Genomic DNA, 24,118 nt, shown 5'->3' with positions numbered 1-24,118 from the left:
GAGTTTTTCGTCATCACCGGGCTTGTCCCGGTGATCCACGTCTTACTTCTGTTGTCGTAAAGTGAAGACGTGGATGGCCGGGACATCTAGCGCGAAGACGCGCTTCGCGCTTTAGCCCGGCCATGACGGGTGTGGATTCAAACATCCACAAAACGCGGCGGGCGCTTTTCCATGTTGGCGCGGACGGCCTCCAGCTGGTTGGGCCCGCCCATCAGCTTCATCTCCTCGACGGATTCGGCCAGCAGGGCCGGGCCGGGATCGACGGAAAGATTGTTCAAAAGCCGCTTGGCGGCGCGGATCGCATCGGGACTCTTGCCTGATATCTCGCGGGCGACTTCGAGGGCGGCGGCGCGCGGGTCGTCGCAGATCCGCGTCGCGAGGCCGTAGCTCAGGGCTTCCTGCGCCGAGAAAATCCGCCCCGTATAGGTCAGTTCGCGCAGGATATCGTCGCGCACGAGGCTCGCCAGGATCGGCGTCCCCGCCATGTCAGGCACCAGCCCCCATTTGATCTCCATGATCGACATCCGCGCATCAGGGCTGAGGAAGCGCATGTCGGCGCCGAGCGCGAGCTGAAAGCCGCCGCCAAACGCCACGCCCTGGATCGCCGCGATCACCGGCACCGGAAGCTGCCGCCATCCCCATACCGCAGCTTGCGGAAAGTTGGCGAGGCCATGGGTCCGCGCCTTCAAATCGCGCTCCTCGCCGCCCGCTATCCCGTTACCACCGCTGTCTTTCATGGCGGCGAACCGGCCCATGTCGAGGCCGGCGCAAAACGCCCGCCCCTCGCCGGACAATACGACCGCCCGCACGCCTTTCTCGTGGGCGAGCCGGGCGGAGGTGGCCACGAGCGCATCGAACATGGCGGCGTCGAGCGCGTTCATCTTGTCCGCCCGCACCAGCCGGACATCGGCGACCCCTTCCGAGATCGATACCGAGACGCGCTTTTCCATGGTGGTTCTCCCTGTTCTTCTTCGTTTGCCGCTTTACAGAAAGGCGTTGTCCGGATTTAGTCAATCAATCAATTAACAGACATTTTTCCAAGGCGGAAATATCCCATGTTCAGCGAAAAACTTCTGAGTGGCAGGCGCATTCTCGTCACCGGCGGCGGCACCGGACTCGGCAAATCGATGGCGGCGCGCTTCCTCGAACTCGGCGCCGAGATCCATATCTGCGGCCGCCGCAAAGCCGTCTGCGACGAAACCGCGACCGAACTGATGGACCTCCATGGCGGCCGGGTGACGAGCCACGGCGTCGACATCCGGAACGCGCTCGCGGTCGATGAGATGGTCGATGCGATTTTCAGGGATGGCCCGCTCACCGACCTCATCAACAACGCGGCCGGCAATTTCATCTCGCGCACCGAAGAGTTGAGCCCGCGCGGCTTCGATGCGGTCGCCAATATCGTGATGCACGGCACGTTTTATGTCACGCATGCGGTGGGCCGGCGCTGGATCGCAGGCCGGCATCGCGGCAACGTGGTGTCGATCACCGTGACATGGGTGCGCAACGGCAGCCCTTATGTGGTGCCGTCGGCGATGAGCAAGTCCGCGATCCATGCCATGACCATGTCGCTGGCGACGGAATGGGGCCGCCACGGCATCCGGCTCAACACCATCGCGCCGGGCGAAATCCCGACCGAAGGCATGAGCAAGCGCATCAAGCCCGGCGACGAAGCCGGCGCGCGCACCATCGCGGTCAACCCGATGGGCCGCGTCGGCAAAATGGAAGAACTGCAGAACCTCGCGGTGTTCCTGATTTCGGGCGGCTGCGACTGGATCAACGGCGAGACCATCGCGATGGACGGTGGCCAGGCGCTTGCGATGGGCGGCAACTTCTATCAGCTGCGCGACTGGTCCGACGCCGACTGGACCGCCGCGCGCGATTCGATCAAGGCGCAGAACGAAAAGGACCGCGCGGCGAGAGGGTAAATTGCGTCGTCCCGGCGAAACGCCGGGACCCATAATCCAAGGCTTTAGTTATTGCGGAAGGCGACTGCCACCGTGCTAACTTGAGACGATACGACGTATGGGCCCGGGCGTTCGCCGGGACGACGCCAGTAGAATAATAATGCAAGCCTCCGGGGGAAACATGGCCGACATTCAGGAACCGGCAAACCTTGCCGAGATGGTGCGCATGCGGGCGAAGAACCGCGGCGATGCCATCGCCTTCGAATTCGAGGGACGCCAGACCAGCTTCGCTGAGCTCGATATCAAGACCAACCGGGTCGCCAACGCGCTGAAGGCGCTCGGCGTCAAAGCGGGCGAGCGCGTCGCCTATCTCGGCAAGAACAGCGATATCTATTTCGAGCTGCTGCTCGGCGCGATCAAGGCCAATGTAGTGATGGCGCCGGTGAACTGGCGGCTGGCCGGGCCCGAGATCGCCTTCATCGTCGAAGACTGCAAGGCGCCGGTGCTGTTTGTCGGACCGGAATTTGTCGAGCAGGTCGCCAAGATCAGGTCGCAACTCCCCGGCGTGCGCAGCTTCATCGCCACCGAGGGCGGCGCACCGGGCTGGCCCGGCTATGCGGCGTGGCGCGACGCGCAGCGCGGCGACGACCCGAAAGTCGAGATCAGCCCGCGGGACATTGCGATCCAGCTTTACACGTCCGGCACCACCGGCAAACCAAAGGGCGCGATGCTGTCGCACGCCAATTTTCTCAATCTGGTCCAGGCCGGCAAGGACGAGAAGCCCGACTGGAACAAATGGACCGAGGATGACGTCTCGCTGGTGGCAATGCCGATCTTCCACATCGGCGGCTCCGGCTGGGGCATGCTGGGACTTTATCAGGGCGCCAAGGGCGTGATCGCCCGCGAGTTCGATCCGACAAAGATTTTGGATTTCTTCGAGCAATCCGGAATTACAAAACTGTTCATGGTACCCGCCGCGATGCAGTTCGTGGTGCGGCAGCCGCGTGCGCGCGAGGTGGATTTTTCGCGGCTGAAGTACATGCTCTATGGTGCCTCGCCGATTCCCGCCGCCCTCCTGAAGGAATGCATCGAGGTGTTCGGCTGCGGCTTCGTGCAGATGTACGGCATGACCGAGACCACCGGCACCATCGTGGCGCTGGCGCCGGAAGACCATGTCGAGGGACTGGACCGGATGCGCTCGGCCGGCAAGGCGCTGCCGGGCGTTGAGCTTGCGATCCTCGATGCCGACGGCAAGCGATTGCCGCCGGGCGAAGTCGGCGAGATCGCGACGCGCTCCGGCTCCAACATGGCCGGCTACTGGAATTTGCCGGAGGCCACCGCCAAAACGCTCGACAGCGACGGCTGGCTGCGCACCGGAGACGCCGGCTACCTCGACAAGGACGGCTATCTCTATATCCACGACCGCATCAAGGACATGATCATCTCGGGCGGCGAAAACATCTACCCCGCCGAAGTCGAAAGCGCGATCTGCGACCATCCCGATGTCGCCGAGGTCGCCGTGGTCGGCGTGCCCGACGAGCAATGGGGCGAGGCGGTCAAGGCGATCGTGGTGATGAAGCCGGGCAGGAAGGCGACGCCATCCGACATCATCGGCTTCACCCGCGAACGGATCGCGGGCTTCAAGACGCCGAAGTCGGTGGAATTCATCGAAGCCCTGCCGCGCAACGCCTCCGGCAAGATCCTGCGGCGCCATCTGCGCGATCCGTATTGGGTGGGCAAGGACCGGCAGGTGAATTAGCAGACGCGCCCTTCACCCTCAGCGTCGTCCCCGCGAACGCGGGACGACATGTTGAGAGAGTTCGCCCGATCCCCTCAATGCTTCCCCGCCCCCATATAGCCGAACAAAAATCCCGCCACTTTGCGCTTCTGGATTTCCTCGCTGCCTTCGGTGATGCGGTAGCGGCGGTGGTGGCGGTAGATGTGTTCGAACGGCTTGTGGCGCGAGTAGCCCATGCCGCCATGCACCTGCATGGCGCGGTCGGCGGCTTCGCAGCACAGCCGGTTCGCCCAGAAATTGCACATCGAGACCTTGTCGGAGAGGGTGTGCTCGACCTGCGCCTGCGTGAGCTTGTCCATCTCCCACGCGGTCTTGCGGATCAACAGCCGCAGCATCTCGGCCTGCGTCGCCAGTTCGACCAGCGGCCACTGGATCGCCTGGTTCTCGGCCAGCGCGCGGCCGAACGGTTTCCGTTCGCGGGCGTATTTCACGCTTTCCTCGATGCAATAGACCGCAGCGCCCAGCGAACTCGCGGCCTGCCGGATCCGGTTCTCATGCACGAAGCATTGCGCCAGCGACAGCCCGCGGCCGACTTTGCCGAACAGCGCATCCTCGGGCACGAACACGTCGGTGAAGCTGACGCGCGGGTGATCGGTCGGCATGTTGAAGGTCCACATGTATTCCTCGACCTTGACGCCTTTTGTCTTGGCCGGCACCAGAAAACAGGTGATGCCGCGGGCATCGCCGTCATTGCCTGAGGTGCGGGCAAACAGCGCGCAATGGGTCGCGACGTGCATGCCGGTGGTCCACATCTTCTCGCCGTTGATCACCCAACCGGGAACGCCATCCCGGGTCGCCTGAACCGCGCGGGTTTCCATGTGGGTCGCATCCGAGCCGTGCTCGGGCTCCGTCAGGCCAAAGGTGATGCGGTACTTTCCCGTGATCGAGCCTTCGATCATCGCCTTCTGGTCGTCGCGGCCGTAGCGGTCGAGCATCGTGACCAGCGGCAGATTGCCGACGATCGAATGCTCGTTCTGCAGATCGTTGTGCAGGCCCAGTCCCTTCGAGGCGAAATGCTCGCGGATCACGGCCATCCAGAGATTGGAGCCATCCTTGCCGCCGTAGCGCTTAGGGATGGCGAAGCGGAGGTGCCCGGCGCCGTCGGCGAGATTCTTTACCCGGCGCAGCAGCGCTTCCCATTCGTGCCGCGGCAGCCCGCCATTGTCGAAATCGGTGCGCGCCCATTCGCGGCGATGATCGAAGAAACGGATGTTGTCGTCGGCGTCTTCGATCGGCTTGATCTCGCGCGCGATGAACTGGTCGAGTTCATCGAGATAAGCGACGAGGTCAGCTGGCAATGCAAAATCCAAGGCAATTCTCCCAATTGTCGTTTTTGTCTTTATTGTGAGGCCGCGTGACACCGTTCGGCCCTATCGATTAAGGTAAGAAGCGGGAACCAAGTCAAGCACAGTAACCTCATGCTGAGGAGGCGCGTTTGCGCCGTCTCGAAGGGTGAGGTTGGGTTACATGGTTCGAGACGCGCGCAAGAGCGCGCTCCTCTCCATGAGGCCGGAACAAAATGCCGGGAAGCAACGAAAACAATCCACGGGAGCAAACATGGACCTGAAATTTTCCAAAGTGACGCGCAAGGGCCCGATCACGATCGTGACGCTGTCGCGGCCCGAAGTTTACAACGCGCTGCATACGGACGCGCATTTCGAGCTCAACAAGGTGTTCGACGATTTTTGCGCCGATCCGGAACAATGGGTCGCGATCGTCACCGGCGCCGGCGACAAGGCGTTCTGCGCCGGCAACGACCTGAAATGGCAGGCGGCGGGCGGAAAACGCGGCTGGGACAAAGGCGGCTTTGCCGGACTGACCTCGCGCTTCGACTGCGACAAGCCTGTTATCGCCGCCGTCAACGGCGTCGCCATGGGCGGTGGTTTTGAAATTGCGCTGGCCTGCGACCTCATCATCGCCTCCGAGAATGCAAAATTCGCCCTCCCCGAACCCCACGTCGGCCTCGCCGCGCTGGCCGGCGGCCTGCACCGGCTGCCGCGGCAGATCGGGCTCAAGCCGGCGATGGGCATGATCCTGACCGCGCGCCATGTCAGCGCGCGCGAGGGCCATGAACTAGGTTTTGTAAACGAGGTGGTGCCGCCGGGCGAAGCGCTGGCGGCGGCCGAGCGCTGGGCCGAGACCATCTGCAAGAACAGCCCGATGTCGATCCGCGCTTCCAAGCAAACCATCCAGAAGGGCCTTGCGGTTTCGCTCGAGCAGGCGATCGCCGAGCAGCGCGAGTATCCCGCGGTGAAAGCCATGGTGGCCTCGCAGGATTATATCGAGGGGCCGAAAGCATTTTCGGAAAAGCGGCCGCCGAAATGGGTGGGGAAGTAACGATTCTTTTGTCATTCCGGGGCGGCGCGAAGCGACGAACCCGGAATCTTAAGCTGGGACCACATCTCGAGATTCCGGGTCTGCGCCTGGCGGCGCATCCCGGAATGACAAGCTAGCCATCTTTCTCGCCCAGCTCCCTCCGATACGCCGCATAATTCGGCTGGTCGACGGCGAGCTTGTCCATCGTGGTCTGCCACAAATGCTCGGCGAGCCCGGGCGTCTGCAGATCGATCTCGCCCCCCCCCCGATCCGCTCGGCGAGCGCGCGGGTGAGTTCGCCGACCGAGCCCTGCTCGCCGAGCAATTGCGACAGCCGCGCCGCTTCCGCGCTGTCGCTCGCCTGCTCCAGCTTGAGCTGCCGCGTCACCAGGTCGAGCGCGTTGATCGAGACCCGCAGCTTGAACGCGTTGTGCCCGCTGACGGCGGGGGCGATATCGTTGCGAAGGAAATCCGCAACTGCGCTGATCAGTTCTTCCGGCGTCGGTTCGTCCTGCATCTGAGGCCTCACTTTCTCGGAGCCAATAGCCGCAACAAATCGATTTCGGTTTCCGACGCACGGCGGCCGATCATCGCGCGTTCGACGGAATGCTCGGGTCCGATGCGAAATCGCTGCATCATGCCGCAGCACATCACACCCCAGCGCAGCGTGCCCATCACTTCCCAGAACGTTACGCGCGCCGGATCGACGCGGCGGCCGGCCGCCTGATATCCGGCAAACAGCTCCTCGCGCGAACCAAACCCGCCTACCGGCTTGTCGATCTCGCCAAAACGCCACGAATTCACGCAGATCCAGCCGAGATCCTCCATGGGGTCGCCGGTATGCGCGAGTTCCCAATCCAGCACCGCGCGCAACCCCTCGGGGCCGACGATGAGATTACCGTGGCGGAAGTCACCATGCACCAGCGTTACCTGTTCCGACGATCCGGGATCGCGGTCGCGCAGCCAGCGCAGCGCCAGTTCAAACACCGGCCGCGGCCAGTCGAAACTGCGGTAGTCCCGCTCGAGCTCGGCAATCTCCTTCGCGGCGGTCATGCGGCGAAGCTCGGGCAGTTGCGATAGAGCCAATCCGTGAATCCCGGCCAGCACGCCCCCGAGCTGGCGCGCCAGTTTCGGACGCGCCTGCGCGAATTGTTCATCGCGCAGAATCTTGCGCGGGATGGTTTCGCCCTCGACCCGCTCCATGATGAAGCCGGTGCCGAGGTCGTCCTGCGGCTGCAGCACATGCAGCACACGCGGCGACGGCACGCCGGCGTCATGGGCAAGCTGCATCAGGTTAGCTTCCGCATTCAAACCGGCGGCGCGCGCCGGAGCAGCGCCGTAGCCCTGCGGGGCGCGGCGCAGGATCGCGCCGATATTGCCGCCGGGATGAACGATATCGAACGACCAGGTTTCCTGGCTGGCGCCGCCGGAAAGCCTGAGTGAATTGGCTACGCCGATTGCGCCCGGGTATGAGGCGGCGACCCAACGCCCGAGTTGCTCTTCGATCATTTGCCCTTGAACTTTGCGGGACGCTTCTCGAGGAACGCGGTAACGCCCTCCTTGAAATCTTCCGTCGCGCCCGCCATCCGCTGCGATTCGAATTCGAGGTTGAGCTGATCCTCGAACGAGTTGTCGGGACTGTCCCAGTACAATTTGCGGATCAGCGACAGCGCGATGGTCGGGCCGTTGGCGAGTTCATGCGCGAGCTTCATCGTCTCTTCCATCAAGGCGGCGTCGTCATGGACGCGATTGACGAGCCCCCATTCCAGCGCCTTCTCGGCCGGAAGTCTCTCGCCCATCAGCGACAGCTCGACCGAGCGCGCCTTGCCGATCAGCCGCGGCAGCAGCCAGGTCGAGCCGCAGTCAGGCACCAGGCCGATGCGGCGGAACGCCTGCAGGAAATACGCCGAGCGCGCGCACAGGATCATGTCGCCCATCAGCGCAAAACTCATGCCGGCGCCGGCCGCCGGTCCGTTGACCGAAGTCACGATCGGGCAATGCAGGTTCCGCAGGCGGCGCAGGAACGGATGGAACGCGGTTTCCAGCGCCGCGCCGGCGTTGCTCTTGCCCGGCTTCTGGTTGTTGCGGCCCTGCAAATTGGCGCCGGTGCAGAACGCCCGGCCCGCGCCGGTGATAACCAGACAGCGAACTTCGGCTTTCTTGTCGTCGATGGCGTCGAGCGCCTCGGCGAGACCGCCGAGCATATCGATCGACACCGCGTTCATGACTTCGGGATGGTCGAGTTTGAGGATGGCGACCGGGCCGTCGAAATCGAGCGTGATGTGCTTGAACTGCATTGGTTTCCTCGTGAGATGTGGCCCGCGTTATTTGGTCCCGCGGTACAGGGGTTTCGATCTCATATTTGATTTTCCGGGCCGCCTTGTCCATGGTTGGTGGAGGACATCTGCCCGCCACCGGCCGCGCGGCACAGCGTGCGCCAAACCAATGGAAACGCTCATGAGCATCTTCGACCTCACCGGCCGCGTGGCCGTCATCACCGGCGGCAATGGCGGCATCGGTCTTGGCATCGCGCAGGCGCTGGCCGCTTCCGGATGCAATGTCTCGATCTGGGGCCGCAACGCCGACAAGAACAAAAACGCCGCGGCGACCATGGCCGGCTGCGCCGGCAAGGTCGACACCCGGATTTGCGATGTAGCCGATCCCGCCTCGGTTAAATCGGCGATGGCCGCGACGCTGGCGGCGTTCGGCAGGGTCGACGGCTGCTTTGCCAATGCCGGCATCGGCGGCGGCGGGCGGCACGCCTTCATCGACCGCACCGAGGAACAGTGGCGCCAGATGTTCGCCACCAATCTCGACGGCGTGTTCCACGTGTTCCAGGCCGCGGCGCGCCACATGACTGAACGCGCCACCTCCGGCGACGCCTTCGGCCGGCTGGTCGCGACCTCGAGCCTGGCGTCGCTGTTCGGCACCGCGCGGAATGAGCATTACGCCGCGACCAAGGCCGCCATCAACGCGCTGGTGCGCGCACTCGCGGTCGAACTGGCGCGTCAGGGCGTCACCGCCAACGCCATCCTGCCGGGCTGGATCAAGAGCGACATGACGGCCGGCATCATGGCCAACGAAAAATTCGTCGCCAATGTGATGCCGCGGATTCCGATGCGGCGTTTCGGCGAGCCCACCGATTTCGGCGGCATCGCCGTGTACCTGATGAGCAAGGCATCGTCGTATCACACCGCGGATTGTTTTGTTATCGACGGCGGGTACACGGCGTTTTAAAGTTGCGCGCGGGGTGGGCAAAGGCGCGGCGCACCGGGGAGCCGTCATACCCGGGGGTATCCAGTACGCCGCGGCCTCTGGATCATATCGCTGGCGCCTCTGGAATACTGGGTCCCGGCGTTCGCCGGGACGACAGCTGGTGTGTGCGAGAAACGCATGGTGGGCACGCTTCGCATTTTCCCTGCGAGCTACGCGGCCGCTCTCTTTCCCGTCATGGCCGGGCTTGTCCCGGCCATCCACGTCTTGCGACGGCAAAGGAAAGTAAGACGTGGATGCCCGGCGCGAGGCCGGGCATGACGAGCGAAAATTGACGCCACATGACTCTCAGGACGACGCCGCCATTTTCTGCGGCAACTCCGCCGCCGTCATCGCAAAACCCTCATAGCCCTTGGCCGCGACGTCGTTGCAGATCTGGCGATAGACTCCGACGCCGCCGATATAGGGCATGAAGATCTGCGGCTTGCCCGGGATGTTGGCGCCCATGTACCAGGAATTGGCCTGCGGATAGAGCGTGCCGTGGGCGACCTCGTTGACATGCGCCACCCACTTGTCCTCGGCGTCCCGCCTCGCCTCCATGGTATCGAGGCCGCGGTCGCGCATGGTGGCGATGCAGTCGGCGATCCAGTCGACGTGCTGCTCGATCGAGACGATCATGTTGCTCAGCACCGACGGACTGCCGGGGCCTGTAATGATGAAGAGGTTGGGAAAGCCCGCGCTCATCAGGCCGAGATAGGTTTTGGGGCCTTCGGCCCATTTCTGGTTCAGCGTCTGACCCTGGCGGCCGACGATGTCGAGCCTGGCCACCGAACCGGTCATGGCGTCGAAGCCCGTCGCCAGCACGAGCGCATCGACCTCGTAATCCCCGCCGCCGGCGCGCACGCCATTGGGCAGGATTTCCTCGATCGGATTGGACCTGATATCGACCAGCGTCACGTTCGGACGATTGAAGGTCGCGTAATAATCGGTATCGACGCAAATGCGTTTCGATCCGATCGGGTGGTTGTTGGGCTGCAGCAGCTTCGCCGTCGTGGGATCGCTGACGATCTCCGCGATCTTTGCGCGAACGAAATCGGCTGCGGTATCGTTGGCCGCCTTGTCGAGCGCGAGATTGTTGTAGACCGACATGAAGGTCAGCCCGCCGCGGCTCCAGCGCGATTCGTATTTTGAGCGACGCTCGTTGTCGCCGTCGTCAAGCGCACCACGATCAGGCATCTCGGTATAGATCCCGTTGCGCGCTTGTTCACGCGCAAAGCGCCTGATCTCCGGATACTTTGCACGGAATGCTTCCCGTTCTTCGACCGTCAGCGCGGCGTTTCGCGCGGGAATGGAAAAATTCGCGGTGCGCTGAAACACCGTGAGATGGCTGGCCTGTTCGGCGATCACAGGCACCGACTGGATCGCCGATGAGCCGGTGCCGATCACGCCGACGCGCTGGCCGGTGAAGTCGACCGGCTCGTGCGGCCAGTGGCCGGTGTGGTAGACGCTGCCCTTGAAATCTGAGAGACCCTTGATATCCGGCATCCGCGCATTCGACAGGCAGCCGGTGGCGAGAACCACGTATTTCGCGGTCACGGCCTTGCCGTCGGAGGTGGTCACCTGCCACGAATTGTCGGCTTCGTCGAAACTTGCGCGAACGACCCGGGTATTGAATTGAATATCAGGACGCAGCTTGAAGCGGTCGGCGACGTGGTTGACGTACTTCAGAATTTCGGGCTGCGGCGCGTAGCGCTCGCTCCAGTCCCATTCCTGCTGCAGTTCGTCGGAGAACGAATAGGAATACTGCATGCTTTCGACGTCGCATCGGGCGCCCGGATACCGGTTCCAGTACCAGGTGCCGCCGACATCGCCGCCCTGCTCATAGACCCGGACCGACAGTCCCAGCCCGCGCAGCCGGTACAGCATGTACAGTCCGGCAAAGCCCGCGCCGACCACGACGACGTCGCGGGTCGCGGTGTCCGCGGCGTGGCTTTTGCCGGAGATGGATGACGAAGCGGACATTCGAACTCCCTCGGTTTTCTTTGAATTGAAACCAGCATTCTACCCGCCGCGCGAAAGCGCAAGTAACAAAAATGCCCTCCTCAACCTCTCCCCGCTCTGCGCGGGGAGAGGAAAGGAGCCCGCTTGGCACGACCGCCTATACTGCGCTAGCGTCCTGTGAGAGACCGAATTCAAATCAGAACGCGCAGCACCAAAAGCTGCCCCTGGGAGTGACTACAACCATGAAATCGCCTGTTTGCGACATGCTGGGAATAGAATTTCCCTTGCTGGCCTTCAGCCATTGCCGCGACGTGGTCGCCGCGGTCAGCCACGCCGGCGGTTTTGGCGTGCTCGGCGCCACCACGCATTCGCCTGAATCGATCGAGCAAGAACTGAAATGGATCGACGATCACGTCGACGGCAAGCCCTACGGGCTCGACGTCTTGATCCCCGAGAACATTTCCACAGCGGGCGAGAAGGACGTCACCTGGAAAAGCCTGGAAGCCCGTATCACGCCCGAGCATCGCGCCTTCACGCGCAACCTGCTGAACAAATACGGCGTCGAGCTGAAGACGACGGAGGTCGCCGACAATCAGCCGCAGCCGTTCGACGCGCGGCGTGCGCTGGAAGTTCTCGATGTGTCGTTCCGGCACCCGATCCGCCTGATTGCGAACGCGCTCGGCGTGCCACCGAAGGCGATGATCGAGATGGGCAAGAAGCACGGCGTCCCGGTGGCGGCCCTGGTCGGCGCCAAGGAGCACGCGCTGCGTCAGGTCGCGGCCGGCGTCGATATTCTGGTGGTGCAGGGCACCGAGGCCGGCGGTCATTGCGGCGAGGTCTCGACCATGGTGCTGGTGCCCGAGGTGATCAAGGCGATCAGAGAGATCCGCGACGTGCCGGTACTGGCCGCGGGCGGCATCATGACCGGACGCCAGATGGCGGCCTGCATGGCGATGGGCGCCGCCGGCGTCTGGACCGGCTCGGTGTGGCTTGCCACCGTCGAATCCGAGACCTCGGAAATCTTCCGCGAAAAGATGATCGCGGCCTCCTCGCGCGACGCCATCCGTTCCAGGGGCCGTACCGGAAAGCCGGCGCGGCAGTTGCGCTCGGTCTGGACCGACGCGTGGGACCGCGGACCGGACAGCCCCGGCGCGCTGCCAATGCCGCTGCAAAGCATCATCAGCCGCGACGCCTTCAACTCGATCGATCGCTCCGCGGCCGCGGGCAACGTCCAGGCGCGCGACCTCGTCAGCTATTTCGTCGGCCAGGGTGTCGGCCTGATCGACAGCGTGAAATCGGCCGGCGCTGTGGTGCAGGAATTCAAGGAAGATTTCATCGAGGCGGTCGAGCACATGAACGCGCTGGTGGGGGAGTAGGCTAATCCTTACGGCAAAAGCTTGCGACTATCTCAGACCTCATCCTGAGGAGCGCGCCTCGCGCGCGTCTCGAAGGATGGCCGCGAGTCGATGCGTTGTGCCCATCCTTCGAGACGCGGCCAAAAGGCCGCTCCTCAGGATGAGGTCCGCCTTGTTGAGAAAGTGAAGCAAAAGCAAATGACAAATTCACTCTTCCCTCTCCCCGACAACCGCATTCCCGTCATCGTCGGCGTCGGTGAGATCACCGATCGTCCGAAGGAGATCGCCGCGGGCCTCGAGCCGCTTGCGCTGCTGGAAGAAGCGCTCCGGCGCGCCGAAGCCGACAGCGGCGCAAGATTGCTCGGCGAGATCGGCTCGCTCGACATCGTCAATTTCCTGAGCTGGCGTTATCAGGATCCGGCCAAACAGCTTTCCGACCGTCTCGGCATCAAGCCCAAGCACGCCTATTACGGTCCGGTCGGCGGCGAAAGCCCGATCCGCTATTTGCACGAAGCGGCGCAACGCATTGCGCGCGGCGAATGCAGCGTCGCTGCGGTCTGCGGCGCCGAAGCGCAATCGACCGCGACCAAGGCCGAACGCGCCGGCGTCACGCTGCCATGGACGCCGTTCGCGCATGATGTGCCGGAGCCGAAACGCGGCGCCGCGTTCCAGAAGCCGATCGCGGTGCAGCTTGGCGTGTTCAGGCCGGTGACGGTCTATCCGTTTTACGAAGCCGCAAGCTCGGCGCATTGGGGCCAGACCCCGCGCGAGGCGATGGCGGAGTCAGGCACGCTGTGGTCGACCTATTCCAATGTCGCCTCGGAAAATCCTCATGCCTGGCTGAAGCGGCGCTTCTCCCCTGAGGAAATCACCACGCCGGCGCCGGACAACCGGCTAATCGCGTGGCCCTATACCAAGCTGATGGTGGCCAATCCCAGCGTCAACATGGGCGGCGCGATCCTGATCACCAGCCTTGCCAAGGCGCGCGCCGCCGGGATTGCCGAGGATCGCCTGATCCACATCCATGGCGGCGCCTCAGCGGAAGAACCGCACGATTACCTTGCCCGCGACCACTTCTTCGAAAGCCACGCCCAGAACGCCGTATTGCAGGCGGCGATGGAGCTTGCCGATGGCGGCGCGTTCGACGCCATCGAGCTCTACAGCTGCTTTCCCTGCGTGCCGAAAATGGCCCGGCGGACGCTGGGCCTCGGCGCCGGCGTGCAGCCGACGGTGACCGGCGGGCTGACGTTCTTCGGCGCGCCGCTCAACACCTACATGACCCATGCCGCCTGCGCGATGGTGCGCCAGCTGCGCAATGGCGCAAAACTCGGTTTGCTCTACGGCCAGGGTGGTTTTGTCACCAAGCATCATGCGCTGGTGCTGTCGCGGCAAGCGCCGCAAACTCCGCTGGCGCAGAATACCAGCGTGCAGGCCGAGGCCGACCGGCAGCGCGGCGCGGTGCCACAGTTCGTCACCGAGGCCGGCGGCAGGGGCTCGGTCGAGAGTTTTACGGTGATCTATGGCCGGGGTGGCGAGGTCGAGCACGGCGTGGTCATGCTGCGGACCTCCGACGATGCCCGCGCACTGGCGCGGGTGCCCGCGCGCGACGGCGCGACGCTGGCGCATCTGCTGGATCTGGACCGTACGCCGGTGGGGTCATCAGGCGAGATCGTTACGGCGGCCGATGGCGTGCTGGAGTGGCGGGTCTAACGAAAGACGTTCACCTCGCCCTATCCCTTGACGTCCAGCTTCTCCGAAACCTTCTCGGTCTTGCCCGGCTTGGCGCCGGCGACGCGGACCTGATCGCCGTCGGCGATGCCATCGGGCGGCGCGACGATGACGCGATCGTCAGCGGATATTCCCGAGGCCAGTTCGATATCGCGGCCGAGATCGCGGGCGATGGTCACGGCCTTGAACAGCACCTTGTCGTCAGAACCGACGGTCGCGACACGCAGGCCGCTCTGGTTGAAGATCAGGGCGCTGGCCGGAATATGCAGCGGTACGGTGTCGCGCTGCAGGCTCATGCGCACATTGGCGTAGCCGCCCGGCATCAATTCTCCGCCGGCATTGTCGAGCGCCAGCTGCATCCGCGTCGTGCCGGAGGCGACATCGACAGATTGCGAGGACGCCTCGACCGTCGCGGCGAAGGTCCGGGTTGGATATTCCGGCATGGTAATCACCGCCTTGGCGCCGATCTTGATCGCGGGCACGTAATTCTGGGGCACGTTGACATAGACCCGCAGCTTCTTGATGTCGGAGATCACGAACATCGCAGGCCCGGCGCCGCCGCCCGCGTTGATCAGCGCGCCGACGTCGGTGTCGCGCGCGGTGACCACGCCGTCGAACGGCACGGTGATCTTCTTGTAGCCGGCCAGCGCTTCCAGCCGTTCGACATTGGCCTGGCTGGAATTGACCGCGGCCTTCTTGTTGGAGAGGTCGGCGGAGCGTTCGTCGATCTCCTGCATCGAGACGAAATTCGAGGCGATCAGCGTTTTGCGGCGGTTCAGCGTGGCTTCGGACAGTCTGGCGCTGGCCTCCTGGCTGGTGAGATCGGCACGCGCCTGCAGCAATTGCTGGTCGAGGTCCGGCGCCTCGATTTCGGCGATCACCTGCCCGGCCTTGACCTTGGCGCCGATGTCGGCACTCCAGCTTTTCAGATAGCCGCTGACGCGGGCAAAGATCGGCGCCCGGTAATAGGCCTCGAGCCGGCCCGGCAGATCGATGGTGGCATCGAGAACCTTGGCGTCGGGCAGCACCACCGCCACGGTCGGAATCGCCTGATTGACGGTCCATTCACGCAGCTTCGCGCTTGAATCCTCGCGTGCCTTGATCCCGGTGACGACGACCATGACCGCCACGATTCCCGCCACAAGCCCGAAAATGCTCAACTTCCGGCGAGACACCGGCGAGTTGTGTTCAGTGGGCATGCGAAGTCTCCAGTGAGGCGGCGGCTTTGGCGCCTTGCTTCTTGTGTACCATACTAAAAACCACGGGAACAAACATCAGGGTAGCCGTCGTCGCGAATATCAGCCCCCCGATCACGGCACGCCCCAGCGGCGCGTTCTGTTCGCCGCCTTCGCCGAGTCCCAGCGCCATCGGCGTCATGCCGATGATCATCGCCAGCGCGGTCATCAAAACCGGGCGGAAGCGCACGAAGCCGGCTTCCAGCGCGGCTGCGACGGGATCGCCGAGCTCTTCGTAACGCTCGCGGGCAAAGCTGATCACCAGCACGCTGTTGGCGGTGGCGACGCCCATGCACATGATCGCGCCGGTCAGCGCCGGCACCGAAAGCGTGGTCTGCGTCGTGAACAGCATCCAGACGATGCCGGCGAGGGCTGCAGGAAGTGCGGTGATGATCACGAACGGATCGGACCACGACTGGAAGTTGACCACGATCAGGAGATAGATCAGCACGACCGCGGCGAGCAGCCCGAACAGCAGCCCGGAAAACGCGCTGTTCATGGTCTGCACCTGACCCAGCAGGGCCACCGAAGAGCCCTTCGGCACGTCCTTGGCGGTATCGGCGATCAGCGCCCTGACGTCGGCGGCCACCGCGCCGAGATCGCGGCCCTGCGGGGTCGCGTAAATCTGTACCAGGGATTGAATATCGTACTGCGACACCACGGCGCTGGACGTCGTCCGCGTGATATTGGCGATGCCGCCGAGAATGGGCGATTGTGGCACGCCCACCGCCGTGATCGGCAGCGTCTGCAGCGCGCTGAGCGAGTCGATCTGGTATTGCGGCGTCTGCATCACGATCGAATACGACACGCCGTTATCCGGATTGAGATAATAGGTCGGGGCGACCTGGGAACTGCCGGCCAGATTGACCACGAGACTGTTGGTGACATCGCGCTCGGTCAGCCCGACATATTGGGCGCGGGTGCGGTCGACATCGATGTTGAAGGAGGGATTGTTGGGCGACTGCTGGATCCGTGCATCGGCAATGCCGGGGATCCGGCGAATCCGGCTCAGCAGCTTGTTGGCGTAGGCGAAATTCGCATTCACATCCGCGCCCCGCACCTGCAGGTCGATCGGCGCCGGTGCGCCGAAGTTCAGGATCTGACTGACGATATCCGCCGGCAGAAAGGCAAAGCTTATGCCGGGAAACAACCGCGGCAGCTGTTCACGCAGCGCCTGGACGTATTCGACGGTCGGCCGATGATTCTCCTTCAGCTTGATCTGGATGTCGCCGTCCTGCGGGCCGATCACGCCGGTATTGTTGTAGGTCATGTTGATGCCGCTGATCGGCATGCCGATGTTGTCGGCGACGGTGTCGATTTGGTCGGGCGGAATGATCTTGCGGATCGCCTTCTGCACGTCGGCGAGTTGGTTGGCGGCCTCCTCGACGCGGGTCCCGACCTGGGTGCGGACATGCATCAGGATCGAGCCGGCGTCGACCGAGGGGAAGAAATTCCGGCCGAGAAACGGCACCAGCAGGAACGAAACGGCGACGAAAGCGAGAAATCCGACAACGAACACCGGCCGTCGTCCGAGCGCCATCGACAACAGATCGCGATAACCGCCGCGAATACGCTCGAACCGCGCCTCGAAGGCGCGCTGGAACCGGATCAGAGGGTTGCGCGACGGCGGCGGCCCCTCGCCTTCGGCATGGTGCAGGTGCGGCTGCAGCAGATATTTCGCCATCGTCGGCACCAGTGTGCGCGACAGGATGAACGACCAGACCATAGCGAACATCACGGCCTCGGCCATCGGCACGAACAGGAAGCGCGCCACCCCGGTCAGGAAGAACATCGGCACGAACACGATGCAGATGCACAGCAGCGAGACAAACGCCGGCGTCACGATCTGGTTGGCACCGTCCATGATCGATTGCTCGACCGGCTTGCCCTGTTCGAGATGGTAATTGATGTTCTCGATCGTCACCGTGGCGTCGTCGACGAGAATGCCGACCGCCAGCGCCAGGCCGCCGAGCGTCATGATGTTGAGGGTCTCGCCGATCGCCGACAGCATGATGATGGCGCCGAGCACGGCGAGCGGAATCGAGACGGCAATGATGACGGTGGAGCGCCAGCTTCCCAGGAACAAAAGGATCATCACGCTGGTCAACAGCGCGGCAATGACGCCTTCATTAGCAACGCCGGTGATGGCGCCGCGGACGAACAGCGACTGGTCGCCGATGAATCCGATCTTCAGCGCATCCGGCAGCTGATCCTTGACGTCGATCACCTTCTGCTTGATGCCGGCGATGATATCCAGCGTCGAGACCGCGCCGGCCTTCAGCACCATCATCAGAACCGAGCGGTTGCCGTCGACGTGAACGATATTGGTCTGCGGCGGGTTGCCGTCGCGAACGCTGGCGACGTCGCGGATGTAGACCATCGCGCCGTTCACGGTCTTGATCGGCAGGTCGCCGAGCTCTTCCATCTTGAGCGGCGAGTTGTTGAGTTGGATGGTATATTCGAAGCTGCCGATCTTCTCCGTGCCGACCGGCGTGATCAGATTTTGTGCGGCCAGGGTATTGGCGACGTCCTGCCCCGACAGCCCGCGGGCCTGCAGCGCCGACGAATTGAGATCGATCTGGACCTGGCGCTGCTTGCCGCCGAACGGATACGGAATCGCCGCGCCGGGCACCGTGACCAGCGGCGTCCGCAGCTGGTTGATGCCGATGTCGGCGAGATTCTGCTCGGTCAAGCCTTCGCCCGACAGCGCGACCTGGATGATCGGCACCGTCGATGCACTGTAATTGAGGATCAGCGGCGGCGTTGAACCGGGGGGCAATTGCTTCAGAAGGGTCTGCGAAATTGCGGTAACCTGGGCGTTGGCGGTTCTGATGTCGACGGTTGGCTGAAAGAAAATCTTGACGATGCCGACCCCATTGTAGGAGTTCGCGACGATGTGCTCGATGTCGTTGACCGTGGTCGTCAGCGACCGCTCGAACGGCGTGGTGATTCGTCCCGACATCTGGTCGGGCGGCAAGCCGGTATATTGCCAGACCACGCCGATCACGGGGATCCGGATATCCGGGAAAATGTCGGTCGGCGTGCGTAGCGTCGCGAGCGGTCCGATAATCAACAGCAGCAGCGCGAGCACGACGAAAGTATACGGCCGGCTCAACGCGATACGGACCAATGCGATCATAAAACGGGCATTCCCCAAACAGCCAGAAATTGGCCAGCCAGGAGGCCAATTCGTGGCGCTGATTTACCCGAACTGTGGAAAAAAGCCAACGCCAGCGACCCCATCGGCTTCACATCCCCGACACCCGATTCCGCCGGCCCAACAGGCGGCTCAGAGCCGCGGGTCTGGGAGCCCTTACCGAGTTCAGGAAGTGCTGGTTTCCAGCACTGGCGTTAAACTTGGTCTCCGCAAGACTTCGGCAAATCCGGCACTAACGCTCCCGAGACCCTTGAGCGTTAGTTCCGGCGAAATGTGCTGAACTGAAATCGCTGCAGGGCACCCCACGGGGTCGCGTGGTCATGCCGTCGCGCGTCGATCAACTTGAAATCGGTTCCCAGAATTTCGGACAGCGAGGCTGCATCATGTCGCACAATCGGCAATCCGCTGCATCGCTCCGGGCCGTCCAAAGCAAAGGTGCCGATGATGACATAGCCTCCGGACGCGAGGGCTTTTTTCAGCCGGTCGACATAGGCGGATTGATCGGCCGGACTGGTCAAGAAATGAAACGCCGCACGGTCGTGCCACAGTTCATAGGCTTGGGCCGGGTCCCATTTAGTGACATCGGCAACCTCCCACCGGACATTTGCGGCCTTGTTGCCCAGACGCGCTTTCGCGGCATCGAGAGCCATTTTGGAAAGGTCCAGAATCGTAATTTGTCCCGTTTGACGTTCGACAAGGGCGTCCACGAGGCGGGACGCACCGCCGCCGATATCGATGATCGCCGCGCGGGCGGAGACGCCTGTCAATGCTATCAGATCGAGGGATGGCGCGGGATGCTGCTGAAACCAACTGACTTCTCTTTCGCCTTTGGTCTTATAAACATTCTCCCAATGGGCGCTTCTGCCGACATCACTCATGAATGTCTCCTTCACGCGCAATGCTGCAAGGTCCGATAAAGATGGTTACACCTCCCATACCAGACAACAAGAATGCGTCTTCACCGTCCATCTTTGTACCTTCGCGATGGGCCAGGATGGCATGGCGTGCTGGAAAGCGAGCTCGCAGCTTTGCATCCCGCGGACTAAACCGCACCGCCAACAGCTAGTGATGATAAGGCATCGTGTGATTGCCAAGCCGCGCAATTCGGCACGTCCAGACTACGTTCGCGATAACCGAACGCCCCGTCAAATTATGCGATAAATCGATTACCGCTCTTGGACAGACGGCATGCCCAGACTTTCAAGCACCCGACAATCTGCCACACGGCCGCCGTTACAATTGTCGAGCATCCGGGTGAGTTCGCCGCGTAGTGCGGTAAGTTGCGAAATGCGTTGATCAACTGCCGCCAGGTGGCGGGCGGTAATTTTGTCCGCGTCGTCGCAAGGTTTTTCGGGCTGTGCGCTTAATGCCAGAAGCTCTCGAATGTCGTCGACCTCGAAGCCCAACTCGCGGCCATGCCGAATAAAATTCAATCGCATGATGTCGGTTGCGCCATACCGCCGCTGCTTGCCTTCGGTACGAGCGGGCACAGAAAGCAGGCCGACTTGCTCGTAATAACGTATCGTCGGTACCTTCACGCCGGTCTGCCGGGATAACTCTCCGATTGAAGCGTTCATTTTTCGCTTGAACCTCTAGTCGCTAGAGGTTGTACGCTCTTTCCGGAATAATGGGAAGCGTCCGGATGTCCGACCACTGTTGCGGCTCAAATGGCCAGCGTAATCAGCAAATTGGTCCGGCCGCAGCCAGCGGCACGGATAGCTGCTGCTCAGGCGGTGTGCCGGTATTTGACGGTGTAGAACCGCGTTACAAGCGCGTGCTTTGGACGGTCATTAGCATCAACGGTTTGATGTTTTTCGCCGAAATGTTCGCCGGCCATGTTGCAGGCTCGCAAGCCCTCAAGGCTGATGCGCTCGACTTTCTCGCCGATACTGTCACTTACGGTTTAAGCTTGGCGGTCATCGGCGCCAGCATGAAAACGCGTGCTGTGGCGGCGCTCTCTAAAGGCGTTTCCCTTAGCGCGATGTCGCTATGGGTTTTTGGTTCAACCGTTTACCAAACGCTCGTCCTTGGCATGCCCCGTGCCGAACTGATGGGCGCTATTGGGATGCTCGCGCTGGCAGCCAATCTTGCATCGGTGTTGCTGCTGGTGCGTTACAAGGAAGGCGATGCCAACGTGCGCTCGGTCTGGCTTTGCTCGCGCAACGATGCGATCGGCAACGTCATAGTAGTGATTGCTGCGCTCACCGTTTGGGGAACCGCGAGCGCTTGGCCGGATTTAGCTGTGGCGGGCGTGATGGCTGCCATCTTCCTCACTTCGTCCGTGCAGATTTTGAGGCAGGCGTGGATGGAATATCGCGGAAACACTGGGCGCCAGCAAACTTTCGTCCCGCATTTTTGATTGGAATCGGGCTCAATACGGCGTTCGTCGGCGGTAGGAACGGAACAAGCATTCGAACGCCGCGGTAGTCAGGCTTGAGCAGGCCTGAACTAGGCGCAATCGAACAGTGCCATGAAGCCGAAGTCCATGTGCAGCTGTTGGTGGCAATGGAACAAGGTCAAACCGGGATTGTCCGCCACAAAGTCAACTTCCACTTGCTGGTATCCGCCGAGCATGACGACATCCTTCATGATCCCGGCTGTGGTTTTTCCAGCTATCCGGGTCAGTTCGAAGCTGTGACGGTGCAGATGCACGGGGTGGATGTCGTCGCTGGCATTGCTCATGCGCAGCCGATAGCGCCTGCCCTGACGCAGGTGAAACATCGGCTCCATTTTGTCCATCGAGAACGCGACATCATTGATGCGCCATTCGTTGAAGCCTTGAGTGGCCGCGTTGTTCTTGGTGAACGTCATATCGATGGTTTCATCCGGTGCCTGCCCGTCAGGGCCGGACCTTCCGAAACGCGTGTAGTCCCATTTAAACGGAGCCGGCCTGGTCCATTTTGGCTTTCCCGTTTTGCCGGCATACTCAATCACGATGCCCATCCCCCTTGCGCGGTCGTCGTCCGCCAGGTCGCCCATGACCCAAACTCCGGGATGGTTCATCTCGACCATCGCAGATACACGTTCGGCGGTTCCCAGCCACAGGACGGGTACGTGCGTCGTTGTCGGGACGGGATTGCCGTCCAATGCGATAACCTCGAAGCTGTGTCCCGGCAAAGCGAGGCTGCGGATTTCGGTCGCACTGCCGTTGACGATATGAAACAGCACACGCTCGCCCGCCTTGACGCGAATGGGATCGCCATGGCCCAGCATCCGGCCATTGATCGAGAACAGGCTGTACCCGACCTCGAAACCGTGCCGCATTCCCTTGGCCAATGAAGCGCGCATCGCCGATTCGCCGGCCTCCTCGAGCACCTTGACCCGCGTCGCCGGTGCAAGAAAATCCATCGCCATGTCGCCGCCGCGACTGAATGCGGGCTGGAATTCCTTGAGCATCAGAAACACTTCGCGATCGTAGCGGCCCGGTTCATGTTTCGGCTCGATGTAGACCGTGCCTACTTGTCCGCCATATTGGCCGCCGGACAGATCGGCACCGGGCGTGAGGTGCGTGTGATAGAATCGTAGTCCAGCCGGCCCGGGCGAAAAACCTATGCGGCGCATACCATGGGCGGGAATGAACGGTGTCCCCTCTTCAAACGCCCCGTCCACATCCACCGGTAGCGTCTGCCCGTGCCAATGCAGCTGCTCTGGCGTATCGGTATCATTGTGGACATCGACGACGACCTTCTGGCCTTCCTTGAAGCGCAGCAGGGGGCCCGGAAACTGCCCGTTGTAAGTGGTGGTGGAAATGATGCGATCCTGTGCCAGTTCAACGAGCCCGTTGCCGATCCGGATCGCATGATCCGCTGCGCCTTGCGGCGAAACGTGCGGGCTGTCGGAAGACTGAGCCTGGACCCGTTTGGGAAGCGCTGCCGAGAGCGCTGTGATTCCCCCAGCTTGCAGCAGCCGGCGCCGATCAATTGTCATGAGAACGCTCCGTCGTAACGACCCAATCGACCGGCTACCCGAGTTGCACGATCGAAATGCGATAGTCCAGATCGAACGATGTCACAAACGGGGCATTTCATCGGATACCGAGGCCACTATCATCTCCTCGCGGTTGCACGATGGCCGGAAACGCTTGGCTGCAGTATCGGTTCCCGATATCGTTTATCGATATTTGAGCGCAATCGAATGAATCTGGACAATGAAGTTCAACGACCTGCGAGCAGCGACGCTTCCGAAGGTCGCGTCGGCGAGGTCTTCAAGACATTCCTGAAGCTGGGATTGACCTCGTTTGGCGGTCCGATCGCTCATCTCGGATACTTCCGGGATGAGTTGGTGGTGCGTCGCAAATGGCTCGACGACCCTGCCTATGCGGACCTGGTCGCGCTCTGTCAGTTTCTTCCAGGGCCGGCCTCCAGCCAGGTCGGCTTTTCCCTCGGCATTCTTCGAGCCAATGGCCTTTTGGGTGGACTTGCGGCGTGGTTCGCCTTCACCATACCCTCGGCCCTGATCCTGTTCGCCTTTGCGATGGGCGCAGCCGCATTCACGGGGCCGGTTGCCGAAGGTTTCCTGCATGGCCTCAAGCTTGTCGCTGTTGCCGTCGTCGCACAAGCCATCTGGGGCATGTCGCGAACCCTCACACCCGATCGCACCCGCGCCGGCATCGCGCTTGCCGCGATTGCGGTCGTTGTTTTTTTCGCCGGATCGTTCGGGCAGATCGCAGCAATCGCGCTCGGCGCGTGCGCGGGCCTTTGGCTCTGCCGGGGAGAGGTCGCGCCGCATTCCGGGGATCTGAATTTTCCGGTCACCCCGCGAGGAGGCGTCATCGCGCTCGCTCTCTTCGCCGCGCTCCTCTTGATACCTCCGTTCGTCGCCAGCGCGACCGGCTCTCAGGCGCTCGCCTTGTTCGACGCGTTCTACCGGTCGGGCACGCTCGTGTTTGGCGGCGGCCATGTCGTGCTGCCGCTGCTTCAGGCCCAGGTTGTTACGCCGGGATGGATCAACAACGAGGCATTCCTGGCAGGATATGGAATGGCGCAGGCGGTGCCGGGCCCGCTCTTCACCTTCGCCGCCTATCTTGGGGCGGTGATGGGTCCTCCGCCAAACGGCGTGGCTGGCGCCGTCATTGCTCTCGTCGCGCTGTTCCTTCCGGGCATGCTGCTTGTCTATGGCATGCTGCCGTTCTGGGATGCGATGCGGACGCGCCCCGCCGCTCAGGCGGCCATGCGGGGCACCAATGCAGCCGTGGTCGGTATTCTCGGTGCGGCCCTTTACAACCCGGTCTGGACCAGCGCCGTCCTGTCACCGCGCGATTTTGCACTCGCGCTCGCGGGCTTCCTCCTCCTCACGATATGGAAGATGCCGCCCTGGATCGTGGTGGTGGTCCTGGCCGGTGCCGGCGTGTTGTCGAGTCTCTAGGAAGTGCGATCGGAGATAACAGCGTGCGACACAGATGGGGGTGAT

The 24,118-nt window shown here is 62.6% G+C and carries 19 protein-coding genes and 1 pseudogene; 9 read left to right on the top strand and 11 right to left on the bottom strand.

Annotation, left to right across the window (positions count from 1 at the left end; translation table 11 throughout):
• Positions 1-137: 137 nt before the first annotated feature.
• Positions 138-950, bottom strand: coding sequence for a crotonase/enoyl-CoA hydratase family protein (locus B5527_RS12040; RefSeq protein WP_079601482.1), 813 nt, complete (start codon positions 948-950; stop codon positions 138-140).
• A gap of 105 nt (positions 951-1,055) precedes the next feature.
• Here B5527_RS12040 and B5527_RS12035 point away from each other — a divergent pair, with 105 nt between their 5' ends.
• Both B5527_RS12035 and B5527_RS12030 read left to right on the top strand, forming a co-directional pair.
• Positions 1,056-1,928: an SDR family oxidoreductase gene (locus tag B5527_RS12035; RefSeq protein ID WP_079601481.1), complete on the top strand. Its 873-nt coding sequence runs from the start codon at positions 1,056-1,058 to the stop codon at positions 1,926-1,928.
• Between the two features lie 160 nt (positions 1,929-2,088).
• On the top strand, positions 2,089-3,666 hold the full coding sequence (locus B5527_RS12030; protein WP_079601480.1) for a fatty acid--CoA ligase: 1,578 nt from the start codon (positions 2,089-2,091) through the stop codon (positions 3,664-3,666).
• A gap of 74 nt (positions 3,667-3,740) precedes the next feature.
• On the opposite strand, the gene B5527_RS12025 is transcribed toward B5527_RS12030, so the two are convergent.
• Positions 3,741-5,015 (bottom strand): acyl-CoA dehydrogenase family protein, encoded by a 1,275-nt coding sequence (locus B5527_RS12025; RefSeq protein WP_079601479.1) that lies wholly within the window; start codon positions 5,013-5,015, stop codon positions 3,741-3,743.
• A gap of 247 nt (positions 5,016-5,262) precedes the next feature.
• Here B5527_RS12025 and B5527_RS12020 point away from each other — a divergent pair, with 247 nt between their 5' ends.
• A complete protein-coding gene (locus tag B5527_RS12020; protein WP_079601478.1) occupies positions 5,263-6,042 on the top strand; it encodes an enoyl-CoA hydratase-related protein in 780 nt (259 codons plus the stop codon).
• A 112-nt stretch (positions 6,043-6,154) separates the two neighbouring features.
• Here B5527_RS12020 and B5527_RS12015 read toward each other — a convergent pair.
• The 3 genes and pseudogenes from B5527_RS12015 to B5527_RS12005 form a co-directional block, all read right to left on the bottom strand.
• Positions 6,155-6,537, bottom strand: a pseudogene (locus B5527_RS12015) (DUF6285 domain-containing protein).
• 8 nt (positions 6,538-6,545) lie between these two features.
• Positions 6,546-7,529 (bottom strand): phosphotransferase family protein, encoded by a 984-nt coding sequence (locus B5527_RS12010; RefSeq protein ID WP_079601477.1) that lies wholly within the window; start codon positions 7,527-7,529, stop codon positions 6,546-6,548.
• Positions 7,526-8,317: an enoyl-CoA hydratase/isomerase gene (locus B5527_RS12005; protein WP_079601476.1), complete on the bottom strand. Its 792-nt coding sequence runs from the start codon at positions 8,315-8,317 to the stop codon at positions 7,526-7,528. Before B5527_RS12005 ends, B5527_RS12010 begins: the two co-directional genes overlap by 4 nt.
• Positions 8,318-8,477: 160 nt before the next feature.
• On the opposite strand from B5527_RS12005, the gene B5527_RS12000 reads away from it, so the two are divergent.
• Positions 8,478-9,257 (top strand): SDR family NAD(P)-dependent oxidoreductase, encoded by a 780-nt coding sequence (locus tag B5527_RS12000; RefSeq protein WP_079607234.1) that lies wholly within the window; start codon positions 8,478-8,480, stop codon positions 9,255-9,257.
• Positions 9,258-9,581: 324 nt separating this feature from the next.
• Here the strand turns inward: B5527_RS12000 and B5527_RS11995 are convergent, their stop codons facing one another.
• Positions 9,582-11,255 carry a flavin-containing monooxygenase gene (locus B5527_RS11995; protein ID WP_079601475.1) on the bottom strand — a complete coding sequence of 558 codons (1,674 nt, stop codon included), beginning with the start codon at positions 11,253-11,255 and terminating at the stop codon, positions 9,582-9,584.
• 221 nt (positions 11,256-11,476) lie between these two features.
• Here B5527_RS11995 and B5527_RS11990 point away from each other — a divergent pair, with 221 nt between their 5' ends.
• Positions 11,477-12,610, top strand: a complete 1,134-nt coding sequence (locus B5527_RS11990) for a nitronate monooxygenase (protein WP_079601474.1) — start codon at positions 11,477-11,479, stop codon at positions 12,608-12,610.
• 177 nt (positions 12,611-12,787) lie between these two features.
• Complete coding sequence (locus B5527_RS11985; RefSeq protein WP_079601473.1) at positions 12,788-14,299, top strand: acetyl-CoA acetyltransferase; 1,512 nt, start codon at positions 12,788-12,790, stop codon at positions 14,297-14,299.
• 20 nt (positions 14,300-14,319) lie between these two features.
• Here B5527_RS11985 and B5527_RS11980 read toward each other — a convergent pair whose 3' ends face one another.
• The 4 genes from B5527_RS11980 to B5527_RS11965 form a co-directional block, all read right to left on the bottom strand.
• The gene (locus tag B5527_RS11980; protein ID WP_079601472.1) at positions 14,320-15,516 is read right to left on the bottom strand and encodes an efflux RND transporter periplasmic adaptor subunit; all 1,197 of its coding nucleotides are present in this window, start codon (positions 15,514-15,516) and stop codon (positions 14,320-14,322) included.
• The gene (locus B5527_RS11975) at positions 15,506-18,691 is read right to left on the bottom strand and encodes an efflux RND transporter permease subunit (protein ID WP_079601471.1); all 3,186 of its coding nucleotides are present in this window, start codon (positions 18,689-18,691) and stop codon (positions 15,506-15,508) included. The genes B5527_RS11980 and B5527_RS11975 overlap by 11 nt, the downstream gene beginning before the upstream one ends.
• A 275-nt stretch (positions 18,692-18,966) precedes the next feature.
• Positions 18,967-19,587, bottom strand: coding sequence for a class I SAM-dependent methyltransferase (locus tag B5527_RS11970; RefSeq protein WP_079601470.1), 621 nt, complete (start codon positions 19,585-19,587; stop codon positions 18,967-18,969).
• A gap of 288 nt (positions 19,588-19,875) precedes the next feature.
• Positions 19,876-20,286 carry a MerR family transcriptional regulator gene (locus B5527_RS11965; protein ID WP_079601469.1) on the bottom strand — a complete coding sequence of 137 codons (411 nt, stop codon included), beginning with the start codon at positions 20,284-20,286 and terminating at the stop codon, positions 19,876-19,878.
• A gap of 65 nt (positions 20,287-20,351) precedes the next feature.
• Here B5527_RS11965 and B5527_RS11960 point away from each other — a divergent pair, with 65 nt between their 5' ends.
• A complete protein-coding gene (locus B5527_RS11960; protein WP_079601468.1) occupies positions 20,352-21,068 on the top strand; it encodes a cation transporter in 717 nt (238 codons plus the stop codon).
• Positions 21,069-21,157: 89 nt separating this feature from the next.
• On the opposite strand, the gene B5527_RS11955 is transcribed toward B5527_RS11960, so the two are convergent.
• Positions 21,158-22,417 (bottom strand): multicopper oxidase family protein, encoded by a 1,260-nt coding sequence (locus tag B5527_RS11955; protein ID WP_245332720.1) that lies wholly within the window; start codon positions 22,415-22,417, stop codon positions 21,158-21,160.
• Between B5527_RS11955 and B5527_RS46255 the strand changes: the two genes are divergently transcribed.
• Both B5527_RS46255 and chrA read left to right on the top strand, forming a co-directional pair.
• The gene (locus B5527_RS46255) at positions 22,346-22,654 is read left to right on the top strand and encodes a hypothetical protein (RefSeq protein ID WP_245332820.1); all 309 of its coding nucleotides are present in this window, start codon (positions 22,346-22,348) and stop codon (positions 22,652-22,654) included. The genes B5527_RS11955 and B5527_RS46255 overlap by 72 nt on opposite strands.
• 189 nt (positions 22,655-22,843) lie before the next feature.
• Positions 22,844-24,073, top strand: coding sequence for a chromate efflux transporter (gene chrA / locus B5527_RS11950; protein WP_079601466.1), 1,230 nt, complete (start codon positions 22,844-22,846; stop codon positions 24,071-24,073).
• Positions 24,074-24,118: the final 45 nt, after the last annotated feature.

The organism is Bradyrhizobium erythrophlei (genome assembly GCF_900129425.1).
In the GTDB taxonomy this organism is placed as follows: domain Bacteria; phylum Pseudomonadota; class Alphaproteobacteria; order Rhizobiales; family Xanthobacteraceae; genus Bradyrhizobium; species Bradyrhizobium erythrophlei_C.
The sequence above is the reverse complement of the archived record's forward strand: the minus strand, read 5'-3'. Positions and strand labels throughout refer to the sequence as shown.

What these genes read in the sequence shown, in the direction of transcription:
- B5527_RS12040 (WP_079601482.1), bottom strand. Translation starts at nt 950, where the DNA reads ATGGAAAAGCGCGTCTCGGTATCGATCTCGGAAGGGGTCGCCGATGTC.
- B5527_RS12035 (WP_079601481.1), top strand. Translation starts at nt 1,056, where the DNA reads ATGTTCAGCGAAAAACTTCTGAGTGGCAGGCGCATTCTCGTCACCGGC.
- B5527_RS12030 (WP_079601480.1), top strand. Translation starts at nt 2,089, where the DNA reads ATGGCCGACATTCAGGAACCGGCAAACCTTGCCGAGATGGTGCGCATG.
- B5527_RS12020 (WP_079601478.1), top strand. Translation starts at nt 5,263, where the DNA reads ATGGACCTGAAATTTTCCAAAGTGACGCGCAAGGGCCCGATCACGATC.
- B5527_RS12010 (WP_079601477.1), bottom strand. Translation starts at nt 7,529, where the DNA reads ATGATCGAAGAGCAACTCGGGCGTTGGGTCGCCGCCTCATACCCGGGC.
- B5527_RS12005 (WP_079601476.1), bottom strand. Translation starts at nt 8,317, where the DNA reads ATGCAGTTCAAGCACATCACGCTCGATTTCGACGGCCCGGTCGCCATC.
- B5527_RS12000 (WP_079607234.1), top strand. Translation starts at nt 8,478, where the DNA reads ATGAGCATCTTCGACCTCACCGGCCGCGTGGCCGTCATCACCGGCGGC.
- B5527_RS11995 (WP_079601475.1), bottom strand. Translation starts at nt 11,255, where the DNA reads ATGTCCGCTTCGTCATCCATCTCCGGCAAAAGCCACGCCGCGGACACC.
- B5527_RS11990 (WP_079601474.1), top strand. Translation starts at nt 11,477, where the DNA reads ATGAAATCGCCTGTTTGCGACATGCTGGGAATAGAATTTCCCTTGCTG.
- B5527_RS11985 (WP_079601473.1), top strand. Translation starts at nt 12,788, where the DNA reads ATGACAAATTCACTCTTCCCTCTCCCCGACAACCGCATTCCCGTCATC.
- B5527_RS11980 (WP_079601472.1), bottom strand. Translation starts at nt 15,516, where the DNA reads ATGCCCACTGAACACAACTCGCCGGTGTCTCGCCGGAAGTTGAGCATT.
- B5527_RS11975 (WP_079601471.1), bottom strand. Translation starts at nt 18,691, where the DNA reads ATGATCGCATTGGTCCGTATCGCGTTGAGCCGGCCGTATACTTTCGTC.
- B5527_RS11970 (WP_079601470.1), bottom strand. Translation starts at nt 19,587, where the DNA reads ATGAGTGATGTCGGCAGAAGCGCCCATTGGGAGAATGTTTATAAGACC.
- B5527_RS11965 (WP_079601469.1), bottom strand. Translation starts at nt 20,286, where the DNA reads ATGAACGCTTCAATCGGAGAGTTATCCCGGCAGACCGGCGTGAAGGTA.
- B5527_RS11960 (WP_079601468.1), top strand. Translation starts at nt 20,352, where the DNA reads ATGTCCGACCACTGTTGCGGCTCAAATGGCCAGCGTAATCAGCAAATT.
- B5527_RS46255 (WP_245332820.1), top strand. Translation starts at nt 22,346, where the DNA reads ATGCAGCTGCTCTGGCGTATCGGTATCATTGTGGACATCGACGACGAC.
- chrA (WP_079601466.1), top strand. Translation starts at nt 22,844, where the DNA reads ATGAATCTGGACAATGAAGTTCAACGACCTGCGAGCAGCGACGCTTCC.